The following is a 17,029-nucleotide window of genomic DNA, read 5'->3' as shown; positions in this document are numbered from 1 at the left end:
CGCTGCTCAATATTTTGTGAACAACTGTTGCGCGGTGCCGGTTGTCACAGGGCGGTAACAATCGCCGAATAGCCTGCGGACTATTTGAGGGAAGTTGCCATGGACAATGCACCCGCCTTCACCGCTGTGCTGTTCGGCTTGCGCGGCTGCCTGGTGCAAGCCGCCAACGGCACCCCCTCGCCCGCCCCCGGCGCGCTGGCCACCCTCGCCAGCCTGCGCCAGCGCCAGGTGCCGTGCATCTGGCTGGACGACCTCGACGCCCCCCAAAGCAAGCGCCTGGCGCACGTACTTCCCGCCTGGCTGCCGGGGCATTCGGTGAACGGCGTGCGCTGGCCGGCGCCGAACGCCTGCTGGCAGGCCCTGATGACGCTGGACAGCGAACGCCTGGACGGCTGCGTGCTGGTCAGCGGCGACCCACGCCTGCTGCAATCTGGCCTGAACGCGGGGCTGTGGACGGTGGGGCTGGCTGCCTGCAGCCCGTTCTGCGACCGCAGCTCGCGGCAATGGCAAGCCTTGACCCCGCAGGAGCAGGACCTGGCCCGTGGCAAGGCGACGCTGGAACTGTTCAGCCTGGGCGTGCACTCGGTGATCGACCACCTGGAAGCGCTGGAGACCTGTCTGCAGGACATTGCCCAGCGCCGGCGCAAAGGCGAAAAACCCTGATACAGCACCGTTGACGCGGATCATGCAAAGCATCGGCAGGTGGATTACGCTGAAGACAGGCCAGAACCTTTGCCGCTTCGCTGAGGTCCATGGCTTGCCAAGCCATTGATGGAGAACTGCCAATGCCTGCCCGCGAATTGCAAGAGCGCCTGAACAGCTTGCGCGAGCAACTGGATCGCAACGTGCCGCTTTCGGACGAGGAGCTGGCCGCGCTGCACGAAGAAGCGCGCCAGATCGAGGCGCAACTGAAGCTTGAAGAAGCCACGCCAGACAACAACCTGGTGGACGGCGTGAACCTGGCGATCGAACGCTTCGAGGCCGACCACCCCGACCTCACCGCTACCCTGCGCAGCATTGCCAACTCGCTGCACAGCATGGGGATCTGAAAAAGCCGGGGCTGCTTCGCAGCCCATTCGCAGCACAAGGCTGCTCCTACTGGGGTTATGCGTCTCCCTGTAGGAGCAGCCTTGTACTGCGAATGGGCCGCAAAGCGGCCCCGGCGTACTTGAACTTACTGCCGAACCAGGCGCTTGTTGTCCGGGCTGATCGCCCCCGTGCTGCGGTAAGGGTTGATATCCAGCCCACCCCGGCGCACATAGCGCGCATACACCGTCAAATGCTCCGGCTGCAGCAGGTTCTTCAAGTCCAGGTAGATCCGCTCCACACACTGCTCGTGGAAGTCGGCATGCTGGCGGAAGCTGATCAGGTAGGTCAGCAGGCTGGCATGGTCCAGCGCCCTGCCCTTGTATTCGACCACCACGCTACCCCAGTCCGGCTGACCGGTGACCGGGCAGTTGGACTTCAGCAGGTGGCTGTGCAGGGTTTCCTCCACCTGTTGCTCCGGGTTGCAGCGCAGCAGCTCTGGCTGCGGCTGTTCGTAGTTGCTGATGGCAACGTCCAGCTCATCGATGCACTGCCCCGGCAAGGCCACCACGCCTTGGGCCTCGACCTCGGCCAGGGTGCGCACTTTCACGCCCACCGGCTTGCCGGCGGCGGCGGACAGGTCTTTCTCCAGGCACGCCTGCAGCTCGCCAAGCGAGGCGAACACCGTCTGGTTCAACGAGTTCAGATACAGCTTGAACGACTTGGACTCGATGATGTTCGGCGAATCGGCGGGGATGGCGAACTCGCCGATCGCCACCACCGGCTTGCCAGATGGCAGCAGCCAGCTCAGCTCGAAGCAGTTCCAGTAATCCACACCCTGCCACGGCAAGGTCTCGGCGGTAACGCCCAGCTCGGCCCACTTGGCGGTACGCGGGATCGGGAACAGCAGCTCCGGGGAATAGGTGGCAATGTATTCGCTGGACTTGCCCAGCGGGGAATGTTCGGCAGCGGGATGCATGGAAACTGACCTGAAGGTTCGAAATTGCCCCTAGTCTACCGGTTTTGCACCCCGCCTTGGAGCGCAAGTCAGCGGGATTACATCTTCGTCAGTTTGGGGCAAGCCGGTGCATCGTCACGTATCATCTCAGCATCACCCAATCCCTGTGGGAGCGGGTTCACCCGCGAACACCGGCAAAGCCGGTGCCATGCATCGTGTTGAATTCTTCGCGGGTAAACCCGCTCCCACAGGGTTTTGTGCCGTTTGCTGGAGTCAATTCACCCAATGAAACTGCTGATCGTCGAAGACCAGGCCCGTACCGGCCAGTACCTGAGCCAGGGCCTGAACGAGGCCGGCTTCGCCACCGAACTGGCCACCGACGGCGAGACCGGCCAGTTCCTCGCCCTGACCGGTGACCACGACCTGCTGATTCTCGACGTGATGCTGCCCGGCCGTGACGGCTGGCAGATCCTCCAGGCCGTGCGCCAGGCCGGCCTGGACACCCCGGTGCTGTTTCTCACCGCCCGCGATGCCGTGGAGGACCGGGTGCACGGCCTGGAGCTGGGCGCCGATGATTACCTGGTCAAGCCGTTCGCCTTCTCCGAACTGCTGGCGCGGGTGCGCAGCCTGCTACGCCGGGGCACCAGCCCCAGTCAGGACACCACCCTGGGCCTGGCCGACCTGCGCCTGGACCTGATCCGCCGCCGCGCCGAGCGCGCCGGCCAGCGCATCGACCTGACCGCCAAGGAGTTCGCCCTGCTTGAACTGCTGCTGCGCCGCCAGGGCGAGGTGCTGCCCAAATCGCTGATCGCCTCGCAGGTGTGGGACATGAATTTCGACAGCGACACCAATGTGATCGAAGTGGCGATCCGCCGCCTGCGCCTGAAGATCGACGACCCACACCACAACAAGCTGATCCATACCGTACGCGGCATGGGCTATGTACTCGAAGAGCGTGCGGAGTGATGCGTCGGGTCTCCCTCGGCAGCCGCCTGGCCCTGCTGTTCGCCGCCTGCACCGCCGCTGTCTCGCTCGGTGCCGGCCTGATATTCAGCCGGGCCAGCGAGCAGCACTTCGTCGAACTGGACCAGCAGCTGCTGGACTCGCGCCTGTCGCTGTTCCGCACCCAGCTGGCCGGCATCACCACCCCGGCCGAGCTGCAGGCGCGCCTGCCTGCCTTGCGCGATGAACTGGGCCACCAGGCCGACCTGGCCCTGCGCATCAACGGCAGCGACGGCGCCACCTGGTTCGAAAGCCGCACAGGCCTGCCCCGGACACCGCTGCCCGACGGGCTGGCAACCCTGCATGCGCAAGGCACCGACTACCGCAGCCTGGCCGTGCACCTGGCGCAAGGCGCCCCGCAATCGCCACAACTGACCGTGTATCTCGACATCACCCATCACCAGCATTTCCTGCAGGGCATGCAGCGGCTGATCTGGCTGACGGTGGGCCTTTCGGCGCTGGCCACTGCGCTGCTCGGTGCCTGGGCTGCACGCCGCGGGTTACGCCCGTTGCGACAGATGGGCCAGGTGGCTGCCAGCGTGTCGGCGCGCTCGCTCACCACCCGCCTGCCGGTGGCACAGATGCCCGAAGAGCTGGCCGAACTGGCGACGGCCATGAACGCCATGCTGCAGCGCCTGGACGATGCCTTCCAGCGCCTGTCGGCATTCTCTGCCGACATCGCCCACGAGCTGCGCACCCCGCTGTCCAACCTGCTGACCCACACCCAGGTCACCCTCACCCGCCCGCGCAGCCTCGAAGAGTACCGCGAAGCCCTGCACGGCAACCTCGAGGAACTGCAATGGATGGCGCAGATGATCAACGACATGCTGTTCCTGGCCAAGGCCGACCATGGCCTGCTGGTGCCGGGGCAAGCACCGCTGGTGCTGCATGAGGAGGTGGATGCGCTGCTGGAGTACTACGCGCCGCTGGCAGAGGACAGCGGCGTGCAGATGCTGCGCGAGGGTGAGGCGCTGCTGCAGGGCGACCGGCATATGCTGCGCCGGGCGCTGTCCAACTTGCTGGACAATGCCTTGCGCTTTACCCCGTCGGGTGGGCAGATAAAGGTGACATTGGGGCCAGGGCCGAGGATTGGCGTGGCCAATACCGGAGCGGCTATCGAGCCGGCGGCGCTACCGCGGCTGTTCGACCGCTTCTACCGGGTGGACCCGGCGCGGCGGGAAGGCAGTAGCGAGCATGCCGGGTTGGGGTTGGCGATTACCCGGTCGATCGTGCAGGCCCATGGTGGGAGCATCAGGGCAGAGTGTGCGTATGGGTGGACGCGATTCGTGATCGATTTCACTGAAGACCAGTGACATCGGGGCTGGCACGCCACCCTGTGGGAGCGGGTTTACCCGCGAACACCGGCGAAGCCGGTGCCATGCACCGTGCTGGATTCTTCGCGGGTAAACCCGCTCCCACAGAGCCGCTCAATAACCTGAAGTAGACATTAAACCGCCAGGCCAATCGCCGGCTGCACCTGCGATGCCCGATAAGCCGGGTAAATGGTCGCCAGGAAGCTCATCACCAACCCGGCAGTGCAGATGATCGCCACATCGCCCCACTGCAACTGCGACGGCAAGCTGCTGACGAAGTACACATCCGAAGTAAAGATGTGCTGCCCGCTCACCCGCTCCAGCCAACCGACGATCTGGCTGACGTTGAACGCCGCAACCACCCCAAGCACGCCACCGATCAGCGTCCCGACAATGCCGATCAGGCTGCCCTGGACCATGAACGTGCCCATGATCTGCGCCGGCGTGGCGCCCAGGGTGCGCAGGATAGCGATGTCCGGCCCCTTGTCGTTCACCACCATCACCAGGGTGGCGATGATGTTGAACGCTGCCACCGCAATGATCATCAGCAACAGCAGGCCGATCATGGTCTTTTCCATCTTCATGGCGCTGAACAGGCTGCCCTGGGTATGCGACCAGTCATCGGCACGGTAGGCATCACCCAGCCCGGCAGCGATGGCCTTGGACACCTGCGGTGCGGCATACAGGTCGTGCAGCTTCAGGCGCACGCCCTGCACCTGGCCCGGCGCCCAGCGCTGCATGGCGCCAGCATCGTCGACATGGATGTAAGCCTGCGAGCCGTCCAGCTCGGCGCCGACCTTGAAGATGCCGACCACGGTCAGGCGCTGCATGCGCGGGGTGATGCCGCCCGGCTCCTTGCTGATTTCCGGCACGATCAGGGTCAGTTTGTCGCCGGTATTCAGGCGGAAGCGCCGCGCAGTCAGCTCACCGATGACCACGCCGAACTCACCCGGCTGCAGGTCCTGCAGCCGGCCCTGGACGATATGCTGGCCGACGATCGAGACCTTGCCCTCTTCGGCCGGGTCGATACCGCCGACCTGGATCGGCTGCATCGCGCCCTTGTACGACAGCATGCCTTCCATTTCGGTAATCGGCGCTGCCGCCATCACCGCCGGGTCGCGCATGGCCGCGTCGGCGACCTTGTGCCAGTCGTCCAGTGGCTGCACGCCGAGGATGGCGGCATGCGGCACCAGGCCGAGGATGCGCGAACTCATTTCGCGCTGGAAACCGTTCATCACCGACAGCACCACGATCATCGCCAGCACGCCCAGCGACAGGCCGATCATCGAGGTCATCGAGATGAACGAGATGAAGTGGTTGCGGCGCTTGGCTCGGGTGTAGCGCGCGCCGATGAAGATGGGCAAGGGTCTGAACATGTACGAAAACACCCAATGAAAACAGGAAAACGGGGCGGCACCGGCCACCCCGTGCAGTCGATCAGATCGCCACCAGGTGGCCGTCGTCGAGCTTCAATACACGGTCCATCTGGCGTGCCAGGTTGAGGTCGTGGGTGACCACCAGGAACGCCGTGCGCGACGCACTGGACAGCTCCTGCATCAACTCCTGGATGCCCTGGGCGGTGTGGTGGTCGAGGTTGCCGGTCGGCTCGTCGAGCATTACCAGGCCGGGGCGGTTGACCAGTGCCCGGGCAATCGCCACCCGCTGGCGCTCACCACCGGACAACTCGGCCGGCTTGTGGTTGAAGCGGTGGGCCAGGCCAACACGCTTGAGCAGCGCCTCGGCACGCTCACGGGCCTCGGGGATCGGCGTGCGGCCGATCAGCAACGGCATGCACACGTTTTCGATGGCAGTGAATTCCGGCAGCAGGTGGTGGAACTGGTAGACAAAGCCCAGCTCGCGGTTGCGCAACAGGCCACGGGCGCGCTCGCCCAGTGCCGACAGCTCCTCGCCGGCCAGCCAGACGCTGCCCTGGGTCGGCCGGTCGAGGCCGCCCAGCAGGTTGAGCAAGGTACTCTTGCCCGAGCCGGAGCTACCCACGATGGCTACCCGCTCACCGGCGTGGAGCTCGAGGTTGAGCCCGGACAGCACCTGCACCGACTCCGGGCCCTCGTCGTAGGACTTGCCCAGGTTGCGGCAACTCAGAACGGCTTTATCACTCATGCGCGACTCACTCATAACGTAGCGCCTCTGCAGGCTGGGTGCGGGCCGCACGCCAGGCCGGGTACAGGGTGGCGAAGAAACTCAGGACCAGCGCCGCACCACAGACCATGTATACGTCCTGGGCCTGGATCTGCGACGGCAGGTAATCGATGAAGTACACGTCGGCGTTGAGGAACTTGTGCCCGATCAGTTTCTCGATGCCGGCGATCACCGCACTGACGTTCAGCGCGGCGACGATCCCGACCACGGCGCCGATCAGGGTACCGATCACCCCGATCACCGTGCCCTGGACCATGAAGATGAGCATGATCTGCCCAGGCGTGGCGCCCAAGGTACGCAGAATGGCGATGTCGCCACGCTTGTCGTTGACCACCATCACCAGGGTGGAAATGATGTTGAACGCCGCCACCGCCACGATCAGCAGCAACAGCAGGCCGATCATGGCCTTTTCCATGCGGATCGCCTGGTACAGGTTGCCGTGGGTGCGGGTCCAGTCACGGCTGTAGAACTCCTGGTCACCCAGGCGCTGGGCGATGTCCCAGGCCACCCGCGGCGCCTGGAACAGGTCATCGAACTTCAGGCGCAGGCCCTGGACCTGGTCAGGCTTCCAGCGGTGCAGCCGGGACAGGTCGCTGATGTTGGTCAGGCCCAGGTAGCCGTCGATTTCGCCCGCGCCCACGTGGAAGGTACCGACCACGGTGAAGCGCTTCATGCGCGGGAACATGCCGGCCGGGGTCACGCTGACCTCGGGGGCGACGAAGGTGAGCTTGTCGCCGATGCCCACGCCCAGCTTGGCCGCGGCCTTGTCGCCGATCATGATGCCCCACTCGCCCGGCGCCAGCTGGTCCAGGCGGCCTTGCAGGACGAACTTGTCGATGATCGACACTTCGCGCTCGCGGGCCGGGTCGATGCCGTTGAGCAGCACCTTCTGCACCTTGCCTTCGTGGGTCAGCAGGCCCTGCATCTGGGTGAAGGGCGCAACCGCCACCACCTGCGGATTCTGCTTTACTTGTTGGGCAAGGGCCGGCCAGTCGGCAATGGGCTGGCCGCTCTCCAGCGTGGCATGGGGGATCATGCCCAACACGCGGGTACGCATCTCGTGGTCGAAACCGTTCATGACCGAGAGCACCACGATCATCACCACCACGCCCAGGGCGAGGCCGATCATCGAGGTCAGGGAAATGAACGAGACGAAGTGATTGCGACGTTTGGCACGGGTATAACGCGTGCCGATGAATGCGAAAAGAGGTCTGAACATGTCGGGGCTTGTTCGGATGAAAGGGAACGTCCTTGTGGCGAGGCGCCTACGGCGGCTTTACACTCGGACCACCGCCGCTACCTTGGGTTCGCCATGACGACATTAGACGAAGAAGATCGCCGCGAATACTACCGCATCGAAGATCGGATCGCACTTCAAATCAGCCCCCTCAGCGCGGCCGAAGCCCTTGACCCAGATGTGTTGCAAGATGATTCGCCTCTGTTCAACCTGCTCAGCGAGCTGCACCTGTCCGACTTCGAGTCGCAGCACCTGCTGCGCCAGCTGAGCGAGAAGGACCGCACCCTCGCCGCTTTCCTGCGCGCGCAGAACAAACGCCTCGACCTGCTTAGCGCAGTAGTTGCCCAGACCCTGCTCGGCGAAGTTGGACAGCCCCAGCCGGTGGTCATTTCCGAAGGCGGCATCGAGTTCGCACAAGCCACAGCGGTTGCCCCCGGCACCCGGGTGAAGGTGAAGATGGTGCTGATGCCGCGCGCCCACGGCCTGCTGCTGCGCGGCAAGGTCACCCATTGCGACCCGCGCCCGGAGGGCGGCTTCGAGATCGGCACCGAATTCACCGACATGACCGACGCCCAACGGCAATTGCTGGCCCGCTACATCCTGCAACGCCAGCAGCAGCAACGGCGCCAGCAGCTGGAACAGAACGACCCCGCCTCCTGAGCCCATTTTTCTCTGATTTGAAGGAACGAACGTGACCCTGATCTACGGCCACCGCGGCGCCAAGGGCGAAGCGCCCGAGAATACCCTGAAGAGCTTCCAGCAATGCCTCGCCCATGGCGTGACCCGCTGCGAGCTGGACCTGCACCTGTCGGCCGACAACGAGCTGATGGTGATCCACGACCCTACCCTCAAGCGCACCACCGGCAAACGCGGCAAGGTGGTCGAGCACCCGGCCGCAGACCTGGTCAAGATAGATGCCCGCAAAGGCGGCCCGGGCCATGTCCAGCCCTGCCCGATTCCGAGGCTGGAAGAACTGTTCCAGAAGTGCCCGTTCGAACATTGGCAGCTGGAAGTGAAAAGCGCCTCGCGTACCCGCGCCGCGACCACCGTGCTGGCGATCCGCGAACTGGCCCAGCAGTACGGCCTGCTGGACAAGGTGACCATTACCTCCAGCTCACGCGAAGTGCTGGGTGCCGCCCTGGAGCTGGTGCCGGACGTCAAACGCGGGCTGGTAGCCGAATACGCCTGGCTCGACCCATTGAAGGTGGCACAGAACTATGGCTGCAACCTGCTGGCATTGAACTGGACGCTGTGCACCCCCGAGCGCCTGCTGAAAGCCCAGGCCCAGGGTTTGCACGTGTCGGTGTGGACGGTCAACGAACCGGCACTGATGCGCCGGCTCGCTGACTTCGGTGTGGACAGCCTGATTACAGACTTTCCCGGTTTGGCCAGGACCACCCTCGGGCAGGGTTGAAATCGGTCTCTCCGACCGGCTCAGGCCACCGGTCGGAGCCGCTCAAAAAAGCCGGTTCAGGCCATCGTAGGCAGCTACCCGATAGGCTTCGGCCATGGTCGGGTAGTTGAACGTGGTGTTGACGAAATACTTCAGGTTGTTCAGCTCGCCCGGCTGGTTCATCACGGCCTGGCCGATATGGACGATTTCCGAAGCCTGGTAGCCGAAGCAGTGTACGCCCAGCACCTCCAGTGTTTCGCGGTGGAACAGGATCTTCAGCATGCCTTGCGGCTCGCCGGCGATCTGTGCACGGGCCATGCTCTTGAAGAAGGCTTTGCCCACTTCGTACGGCACCTTGGCCTGGGTCAGTTCCTGCTCGTTCTTGCCGATCGAGCTGATCTCCGGAATGGTATAGATACCGGTCGGCACATCATTAACGAAGCGCCAGCTGCCATTGTCCACGATGCTGCCAGCTGCCGAACGGCCCTGGTCATGGGCAGCGCTGGCCAGGCTTGGCCAGCCGATCACGTCGCCGGCACCGTAGATGTTCGGCACGCTGGTGCGGTAGGCCTCGTCGACCTCGATCTGGCCGCGGCTGTTGACCTTGATGCCGATGTTTTCCAGGCCCAGCTTGTCGGTGTTGCCGGTACGACCGTTGCACCACAGCAAGGCGTCGGCCTTGATCTTCTTGCCCGACTTCAGGTGCAGGATCACCCCGTTGTCCAGGCCTTCGACGCGCTCATACTCTTCGTTGTGGCGCACGGTGATGTTGTTGTTGCTGAAGTGGTAGCTCAGCGCCTGGGAAATTTCCGAGTCGAGGAAGCTCAGCAACTGGCCACGGTTGTCTACCAGCTCTACCAATACACCCAGGCCGCTGAAGATCGAGGCGTATTCGCAACCGATCACGCCGGCTCCGTACACGATCAGCTTGCGTGGGGTGTGGCTGAGGCTGAGGATGGTATCGCTGTCGTAGACGCGCGGGTGGTGGAAGTCGATATCGGCCGGGCGGTACGGGCGCGAGCCAGTGGCGATGATGATGTGCTTGGCGTTGAGCTTTTCCACCACACCGTTCGGGCAGACCACTTCGACGGTCTGCTCGTCGGCGAAGCTGCCGGTGCCGAAGAACACATCCACGCGGTTACGTGCGTAGTAGCCGGTGCGCGACGCTACCTGCTTGGCGATGACCTTCTCGGCGCTTTTCAGCACGTCGGGGAACGAGAACCAGCGCGGCTCACCGATGGCACGGAACATCGGGTTGGTGTTGAACTGCATGATCTGCCGCACCGAGTGACGCAGTGCCTTGGACGGGATGGTGCCCAGGTGGGTGCAGTTGCCCCCGACCTGGCGACGGCTATCGACCATCGCCACCTTGCGCCCTGCTTTGGCGGCGTTCATTGCCGCACCTTCTCCGGCCGGGCCGGAACCCAGCACCACTACGTCGTAGTTGTAGACAGCCATGCGTACTCCTTCAGAACTGGCCCGCAAGCCACGGTCGCTCGCGGGGCGCGATCATGCCGCCGGGGCGTCATGAGAAAATTCGGGTGCAGTCTAATCAAGCGTGAACGCCGCGCACATTAACCCTTGGTCGCGTCGTAGGCCAATTTTGCCCGCACTACATATGTGAACCATTCCCTGGCAGCGATCATCCCTGCTTGTGCTTTCACTCGCCTTTCACTGCCCGTTCGAATGCGGGCGTAGCTCGGGAGACGAAGCCACCCTCGGCCCGAGTCACCAATACCGCGGCAAGGCCATGCGCCACGGCAAAATCCCAGCCACGTTCCGGGCCCAGGATCAACAGCAGCGTCGAATAGCCGTCGGCCTGCAGCGCCGAGGCATCGAGCACGGTGACCGCGGCCAGGTCGTGCTGCACCGGGCGCCCGAGGCGGGCATCGAAGGTGTGCGAATAGCGCCGGCCATTCTCCTCGAAATAGTGCCGATAGTCACCCGAGGTCGATACCGAAAGGCCGTTGACCGGGATGATCTGGCGGGCTATCTGGCGATCTTCGCGGGGTAGCTCCAGGGCGATGCGCCAGGGGCTGCCATCCGGTTTGCGGCCGGCGGCCTTGAGCTCGCCGGTGGCTTCGGCGACAAAGTTGGCCACGCCCATGGCCTGCAGGCGCGCGGCGATCAGGTCGACGGCATGGCCGGCGGCGATGCTGTTGAAGTCGAGCTGCACCGGGGCGTCCTTGCACAGGGCCTGGCCGTCGATGTGCAAGTGCCGGTAGCCCACGCGCTGGCGCACCTGGGCCAGGGCCGACGGGTCGGGCACCTGTTCGTGACGGGCCTGGGGGCCGAAGCCCCACAGGTCGAGCAAGGGTTCGACGGTAAGGTCGAAGGCGCCGCCGCTCTGCTCGGCCAGGTGCTGACCAAGGCTGACCAGTTCGAGCATGTCGGCCGGCAGCACCAGGCACTGGTTGGCGGGCAACTGGTTGAAACGGCTGATGGTGGAGTCGCCGCGGTAGGTCGAGTAGTGCTGGTCGATGTCGTGCAGGATGGTTTCGACCGCTGCCTGCACCTGGACCGGCGCCGGGCCGCCGGGTTCGCGCACGTACTGGATGCTGTAGCTGCTGCCCATGGTCGGGCCGCCCAGGCGCTCCAGGATGGGGCCCTGGTTGCAGGCGGTGAGCAGCATGAGGATGAACAGCAAGGCTGTGCGCAAGGTTCGGGCTCTCGGTTGCCTGTGCCGGCCTCTTCGCGGGTAAACCCGCTCCCACAGGTATACCACTGCCCTCACGGACGACGCGGCCCTGTGGGAGCGGGTTTACCCGCGAAGAGGCCGGCACAGGCAACACAAATTCTGGATAAAAAAACGGGAACCCGAAGGTTCCCGTTTTTTCATTGCCTTACAAGCGTATCAGTGCGGAAACGCTGGCGGGTTCACACCGGCCATCTCTTCCATCACACGAACCACCTGGCAGCTGTAACCGAATTCGTTGTCGTACCAGACGTACAGAACAACGCGGTTGTCATTGCAGATGGTCGCTTCGGCGTCAACCACACCGGCGTGGCGCGAACCGACGAAGTCGGTCGAAACCACTTCCTGCGAGCTGACGTAATCGATCTGCTTGTGCAGTTCCGAGTGCATGGCGGTCTGGCGCAGGTACTCGTTGATCTCGTCGCGGCTGGTGGCCTTCTCGAGGTTCAGGTTGAGGATGGCCATCGAAACGTTCGGCGTCGGTACGCGAATGGCGTTGCCGGTCAGCTTGCCCTTCAGCACTGGCAGTGCCTTGGCGGCAGCAGTGGCGGCGCCGGTTTCGGTGATGACCATGTTCAGCGGCGCGGCACGGCCACGGCGGCTGCCCTTGTGGAAGTTGTCGATCAGGTTCTGGTCGTTGGTGAACGAGTGAACGGTTTCGACGTGGCCGTTGACGATGCCGTACTGGTCGTTGATGGCCTTGAGCACCGGCACGATGGCGTTGGTGGTGCAGGAAGCGGCCGAGATGATCTTGTCATCGGCAGCGATGTCGCCGTGGTTGATGCCGTGCACGATGTTCTTCAGCGCGCCCTTGCCAGGTGCGGTGAGGATCACGCGGGCAGCGCCCGGGCAGGCCAGGTGCTGGCCCAGGCCGTCGGCATCACGCCATACGCCGGTGTTGTCGACGATCAGCGCGTTTTCGATGCCGTACTGGGTGTAGTCGACTTCGCTCGGGCTCTTGGCGTAGATAACCTGGATCAGGTTGCCGTTGGCGGTGATGGTGTTGTTGGCTTCGTCGATGGTGATGGTGCCATCGAACGGGCCGTGCACCGAGTCACGGCGCAGCAGGCTGGCACGCTTGACCAGGTCGTTCTCGGCGCCCTTGCGCACGACGATGGCGCGCAGGCGCAGGCCGTCGCCGCCACCGGTCTTCTCGATCAGGATGCGCGCCAGCAGGCGGCCGATGCGGCCGAAGCCGTACAGGACAACGTCGGTGCCTTTGCGCGCCGAAGCGTTCTGCTGGCCAACCACCTCGGCCAGTTCTTCACGGACGAACTGCTCGGCAGTGCGGCCATTGCCTTCCTGCTTGAACTTGTTGGCCAGCTTGCCCAGGTCGACCGAAGCGGCGCCCAGTTTCAGCTCGCTCATGGCCTTGAGCAGGGGGAATGTCTCGTGGACGGACAGTTCGGTTTCGTCGGCTTGACGATGACGCGCAAAGCGGTGCGCCTTGAGGATCGAGATAACCGAACGGTTGATCAGGCTACGGCCATAAATCGAGCTCACCACGTTGTTGTTGCGGTAGAGCTGACCGATAAGCGGGATCATCGCTTCAGCCAGGGCTTCACGATCGATCCACTCACCAAGACACTGGTCGGGCTTCTGAGTCACGGGAACCTTCCACATGTAGGGACAGAAAAAAGGGGCTACATTATGACGCCCCAACGCGTTACGGGCAATGAGCGCCTGTCGCGGCCACGCAAGCCAGCGTTCATGCCCTTTCGAACCTGACAGCCGGCACCGTCACCGGTACAATCGATCTCTTTGCCGCAACGCTTGGAGTGCAATCTCCCGTGTCAGTTCTGCGCCTACCGCAAATGTCGGCCACGGCCGGCAAACAAACCTGGGGCAATCTACCCGGTGCCGCCCTCAGCCTGGCCATCGCCGAGGCCGCCAGCAGCGCGGGCCGCTTCACTTTGCTGCTGACTGCCGACAGCCAGGCTGCCGATCGTCTGGAACAGGAACTTCGCTTCTTTGCCCCGGACCTGCCGGTGCTGCCGTTCCCTGATTGGGAAACCCTGCCCTACGACCTGTTCTCGCCGCACCAGGACATCATTTCCCAGCGCATCGCCAGCCTCTACCGCCTGCCCGAGCTGAGCCACGGCATCCTCGTGGTGCCGGTCACCACCGCCCTGCACCGCCTGGCGCCGACCCGCTTCCTGCTGGGCAGCAGCCTGGTGCTGGACGTGGGCCAGACCATCGACGTGGAGCAGATGCGCCTGCGCCTGGAGGCCAGTGGCTATCGCTGCGTCGACACCGTCTACGAGCATGGCGAGTTCGCCGTGCGCGGCGCGTTGATCGACCTGTTCCCGATGGGTAGCAAGCTGCCCTACCGTATCGACCTGTTCGATGACGAGATCGAGACGCTGCGCACCTTCGACCCCGAGACCCAGCGCTCGATCGACAAGGTGGATTCGGTGCGCCTGCTGCCGGCGCGCGAGTTCCCGATGCAGAAAGAGGAAGTGACCCGCTTCAAGGCGCGCTTCCGAGAACGCTTCGATGTCGACTTCCGCCGCAGCGCGATCTTCCAGGACCTGGCCAGCGGTATCATCCCCGCCGGCATCGAGTATTACCTGCCGCTGTTCTTCGAAGAAACCTCGACCCTGTTCGACTACCTGCCGGCCGACACCCAGGTATTCTCGCTGCCCGGCGTGGAACAGGCCGCCGAACACTTCTGGAACGACGTGCGCGGGCGTTATGAAGACCGCCGTGGCGACCTGAGCCGGCCGCTGCTGCCGCCGGCCGAGCTGTTCCTGCCGGTGGAAGACTGCTTTGCCCGGCTCAAGCAATGGCCACGGGTAGTGGTCAGCACCGAAGACCTCGACCCGGGCGTGGGTCGCGAGCGCTTCCCGGCACGCGCCCTGCCCAACCTGGCAATCGAAGCCAAGGCCAACCAGCCCCTGGCCGAACTGGCCAACTTCCTCGACCAGTTCCCCGGCCGGGTGTTGTTCACCGCCGAATCGGCGGGCCGCCGCGAAGTGCTGCTGGAGCTGCTCGAGCGGCTGAAACTGCGCCCGCATACCGTCGACGGCTGGGCCGACTTCATCACCGGCAGCGAACGCCTGGCAATCACCATCGCCCCACTGGACGAAGGCCTGCTGCTGGACGACCCAGGCCTGGCCCTGATCGCCGAAAGCCCGCTGTTCGGCCAGCGGGTCATGCAGCGCCGGCGCCGCGACAAGCGCGGCGAAACCGCCAACGACGCGGTGATCAAGAACCTGACCGAGCTGCGCGAAGGCGCGCCGGTGGTGCACATCGACCATGGTGTGGGCCGTTACCTGGGCCTGGCCACCCTGGAAATCGACGGCCAGGCCGCCGAATTCCTCACCTTGGAATACGCCGAGGGCGCCAAGCTGTACGTGCCGGTGGCCAACCTGCACCTGATCGCTCGCTACACCGGCAGCGACGATGCCCTGGCACCGCTGCACCGGCTGGGCTCGGAGGCCTGGCAGAAGGCCAAGCGCAAGGCCGCCGAACAAGTGCGCGACGTCGCCGCCGAACTGCTCGATATCTATGCCCGCCGCGCCGCGCGCAAAGGCTATGCATTTGCCGACCCGTCCGCCGACTACGCCACCTTCAGCGCCGGCTTCCCGTTCGAGGAAACCCCGGATCAACAGGCTGCCATCGAAGCCGTGCGTGCCGACATGCTGGCGCCCAAGCCGATGGACCGCCTGGTGTGCGGCGACGTCGGCTTCGGCAAGACCGAAGTCGCCATGCGCGCAGCGTTCATCGCCGTACACAGCGGCCGCCAGGTGGCCGTGCTGGTACCCACCACCCTGCTCGCCCAGCAGCACTACAACAGCTTCCGCGACCGCTTCGCCGACTGGCCGGTGACCGTGGAGGTGATGAGCCGCTTCAAGTCGGCGAAGGAAGTGGCCAACGCCGCCGCCGAGCTGGCCGAAGGCAAGATCGACATCCTTATCGGCACCCACAAGCTGCTGCAGGACGATGTACGCTTCAAGGACCTTGGCCTGGCCATCATCGACGAAGAGCACCGCTTTGGCGTGCGCCAGAAGGAACAGCTCAAGGCCCTGCGCAGCGAAGTGGACATCCTCACCCTCACCGCCACGCCGATCCCGCGTACCCTGAACATGGCGGTGGCGGGCATGCGCGACCTGTCGATCATCGCCACGCCACCGGCGCGCCGCCTGTCGGTACGCACCTTCGTCATGGAGCAGAACAAGAGCACGGTCAAGGAGGCGCTGCTGCGCGAGCTGCTGCGTGGTGGCCAGGTGTACTACCTGCACAACGATGTGAAAACCATCGAGAAATGCGCCGCCGAGCTTGCCGAACTGGTGCCCGAGGCGCGCATCGGCATCGGCCACGGGCAGATGCGCGAGCGCGAGCTGGAACAGGTGATGAGCGACTTCTACCACAAGCGCTTCAACGTGCTGGTGGCCTCGACCATCATCGAAACCGGCATCGACGTGCCCAGCGCCAACACGATCGTCATCGAGCGCGCCGACAAGTTCGGCCTGGCCCAGCTGCACCAGTTGCGCGGCCGTGTTGGCCGAAGCCACCACCAGGCCTACGCCTACCTGCTGACGCCAACCCGGCAGAAGGTCAGCGCCGACGCCGAAAAACGCCTGGAGGCGATCGCCAACACCCAGGACCTCGGTGCCGGCTTCGTGCTGGCCACCAACGACCTGGAGATTCGCGGCGCCGGTGAGCTGCTGGGCGAAGGCCAGAGCGGGCAGATCCAGGCGGTGGGCTTTACCTTGTACATGGAAATGCTCGAACGCGCGGTCAAGGCGATCCGCAAGGGCACCCAGCCCAACCTTGAGCAGCCGCTGGGCGGCGGACCGGAAATCAACCTGCGCCTGCCGGCACTGATCCCCGAGGACTACCTGCCCGACGTGCATGCACGGCTGATCCTGTACAAGCGCATTGCCTCGGCTGCCGATGAAGAAGGCCTCAAGGACCTGCAGGTGGAAATGATCGACCGCTTCGGCCTGCTGCCCGAGCCGACCAAGAACCTGATGCGCCTGACCTCGCTCAAGCTGCACGCGGAAAAGCTCGGCATCAAGAAAGTCGACGCCGGCCCCAACGGCGGCAAGATCGAGTTCGAGGCCGAGACCCCGGTCGACCCGCTGACCCTGATCAAGCTGATCCAGGGCCAGCCCAAACGCTACAAGTTCGAAGGCGCCACCCAGTTCCGTTTCCTGGTGCCCATGGAACGCCCCGACGAACGTTTCAATACCCTGGAGGCGCTGTTCGAGCGCCTGACCCCACAGCCTGCCTAAGGAAG

Annotated in this window: 14 protein-coding genes; 7 read left to right on the top strand and 7 right to left on the bottom strand. The window is 64.4% G+C overall.

From position 1 onward, the window contains the following. Positions 1-99 precede the first annotated feature (99 nt). Positions 100-663, top strand: coding sequence for a phosphonoacetaldehyde phosphohydrolase-related protein (locus tag M1D87_RS08570; RefSeq protein ID WP_039614142.1), 564 nt, complete (start codon positions 100-102; stop codon positions 661-663). A gap of 122 nt (positions 664-785) precedes the next feature. Further along, complete coding sequence (locus M1D87_RS08565) at positions 786-1,049, top strand: DUF4404 family protein (protein ID WP_004376395.1); 264 nt, start codon at positions 786-788, stop codon at positions 1,047-1,049. 125 nt (positions 1,050-1,174) lie between these two features. Here the strand turns inward: M1D87_RS08565 and queF are convergent, their stop codons facing one another. Continuing rightward, a complete protein-coding gene (gene queF / locus M1D87_RS08560; protein ID WP_123085231.1) occupies positions 1,175-2,005 on the bottom strand; it encodes an NADPH-dependent 7-cyano-7-deazaguanine reductase QueF in 831 nt (276 codons plus the stop codon). A 264-nt stretch (positions 2,006-2,269) separates the two neighbouring features. On the opposite strand from queF, the gene cinR reads away from it, so the two are divergent. Further along, a complete protein-coding gene (gene cinR, locus M1D87_RS08555) occupies positions 2,270-2,950 on the top strand; it encodes a two-component system response regulator CinR (protein ID WP_039614139.1) in 681 nt (226 codons plus the stop codon). Next, the gene (locus tag M1D87_RS08550) at positions 2,947-4,299 is read left to right on the top strand and encodes a heavy metal sensor histidine kinase (protein ID WP_421091712.1); all 1,353 of its coding nucleotides are present in this window, start codon (positions 2,947-2,949) and stop codon (positions 4,297-4,299) included. The genes cinR and M1D87_RS08550 overlap by 4 nt, the downstream gene beginning before the upstream one ends. Positions 4,300-4,433: 134 nt before the next feature. Here the strand turns inward: M1D87_RS08550 and M1D87_RS08545 are convergent, their stop codons facing one another. From M1D87_RS08545 to M1D87_RS08535, 3 genes are all read right to left on the bottom strand, one after another. After that, positions 4,434-5,675, bottom strand: coding sequence for a lipoprotein-releasing ABC transporter permease subunit (locus tag M1D87_RS08545; RefSeq protein ID WP_015269544.1), 1,242 nt, complete (start codon positions 5,673-5,675; stop codon positions 4,434-4,436). Between the two features lie 61 nt (positions 5,676-5,736). After that, positions 5,737-6,420, bottom strand: coding sequence for a lipoprotein-releasing ABC transporter ATP-binding protein LolD (gene lolD / locus M1D87_RS08540; protein WP_169774647.1), 684 nt, complete (start codon positions 6,418-6,420; stop codon positions 5,737-5,739). 7 nt (positions 6,421-6,427) lie between these two features. Continuing rightward, entirely contained in the window at positions 6,428-7,678 is a 1,251-nt protein-coding gene (locus tag M1D87_RS08535; RefSeq protein ID WP_015269543.1) for a lipoprotein-releasing ABC transporter permease subunit, read from the bottom strand. A 93-nt stretch (positions 7,679-7,771) separates the two neighbouring features. Between M1D87_RS08535 and M1D87_RS08530 the strand changes: the two genes are divergently transcribed. Both M1D87_RS08530 and M1D87_RS08525 read left to right on the top strand, forming a co-directional pair. Then, positions 7,772-8,356, top strand: a complete 585-nt coding sequence (locus M1D87_RS08530; protein WP_004376405.1) for a PilZ domain-containing protein — start codon at positions 7,772-7,774, stop codon at positions 8,354-8,356. A gap of 31 nt (positions 8,357-8,387) precedes the next feature. Beyond that, complete coding sequence (locus M1D87_RS08525) at positions 8,388-9,110, top strand: glycerophosphodiester phosphodiesterase (protein WP_013971727.1); 723 nt, start codon at positions 8,388-8,390, stop codon at positions 9,108-9,110. A gap of 42 nt (positions 9,111-9,152) precedes the next feature. Here M1D87_RS08525 and sthA read toward each other — a convergent pair whose 3' ends face one another. The 3 genes from sthA to M1D87_RS08510 all read right to left on the bottom strand — a co-directional run bounded on the left by sthA (position 9,153) and on the right by M1D87_RS08510 (position 13,407). Beyond that, a complete protein-coding gene (gene sthA / locus M1D87_RS08520; protein ID WP_013971726.1) occupies positions 9,153-10,547 on the bottom strand; it encodes a Si-specific NAD(P)(+) transhydrogenase in 1,395 nt (464 codons plus the stop codon). Positions 10,548-10,749: 202 nt separating this feature from the next. Then, the gene (locus M1D87_RS08515; protein ID WP_322265443.1) at positions 10,750-11,748 is read right to left on the bottom strand and encodes an FAD:protein FMN transferase; all 999 of its coding nucleotides are present in this window, start codon (positions 11,746-11,748) and stop codon (positions 10,750-10,752) included. Positions 11,749-11,943: 195 nt separating this feature from the next. After that, on the bottom strand, positions 11,944-13,407 hold the full coding sequence (locus tag M1D87_RS08510) for a glyceraldehyde-3-phosphate dehydrogenase (protein ID WP_031324543.1): 1,464 nt from the start codon (positions 13,405-13,407) through the stop codon (positions 11,944-11,946). A 167-nt stretch (positions 13,408-13,574) separates the two neighbouring features. On the opposite strand from M1D87_RS08510, the gene mfd reads away from it, so the two are divergent. Continuing rightward, the gene (mfd, locus tag M1D87_RS08505; protein ID WP_039614136.1) at positions 13,575-17,024 is read left to right on the top strand and encodes a transcription-repair coupling factor; all 3,450 of its coding nucleotides are present in this window, start codon (positions 13,575-13,577) and stop codon (positions 17,022-17,024) included. Positions 17,025-17,029: the final 5 nt, after the last annotated feature.

This window comes from Pseudomonas sp. SA233, from assembly GCF_054792385.1.
Note: the sequence above shows the minus strand (reverse complement) of the source record. Positions and strands in the feature narration are given on the sequence as shown.

Coding starts and splice junctions, on each gene's coding strand:
- M1D87_RS08530 (WP_004376405.1), top strand. CDS start 7,772: ATGACGACATTAGACGAAGAAGATCGCCGCGAATACTACCGCATCGAA.
- M1D87_RS08510 (WP_031324543.1), bottom strand. CDS start 13,407: ATGTGGAAGGTTCCCGTGACTCAGAAGCCCGACCAGTGTCTTGGTGAG.
- M1D87_RS08570 (WP_039614142.1), top strand. CDS start 100: ATGGACAATGCACCCGCCTTCACCGCTGTGCTGTTCGGCTTGCGCGGC.
- lolD (WP_169774647.1), bottom strand. CDS start 6,420: ATGAGTGATAAAGCCGTTCTGAGTTGCCGCAACCTGGGCAAGTCCTAC.
- M1D87_RS08545 (WP_015269544.1), bottom strand. CDS start 5,675: ATGTTCAGACCCTTGCCCATCTTCATCGGCGCGCGCTACACCCGAGCC.
- cinR (WP_039614139.1), top strand. CDS start 2,270: ATGAAACTGCTGATCGTCGAAGACCAGGCCCGTACCGGCCAGTACCTG.
- queF (WP_123085231.1), bottom strand. CDS start 2,005: ATGCATCCCGCTGCCGAACATTCCCCGCTGGGCAAGTCCAGCGAATAC.
- M1D87_RS08565 (WP_004376395.1), top strand. CDS start 786: ATGCCTGCCCGCGAATTGCAAGAGCGCCTGAACAGCTTGCGCGAGCAA.
- sthA (WP_013971726.1), bottom strand. CDS start 10,547: ATGGCTGTCTACAACTACGACGTAGTGGTGCTGGGTTCCGGCCCGGCC.
- M1D87_RS08535 (WP_015269543.1), bottom strand. CDS start 7,678: ATGTTCAGACCTCTTTTCGCATTCATCGGCACGCGTTATACCCGTGCC.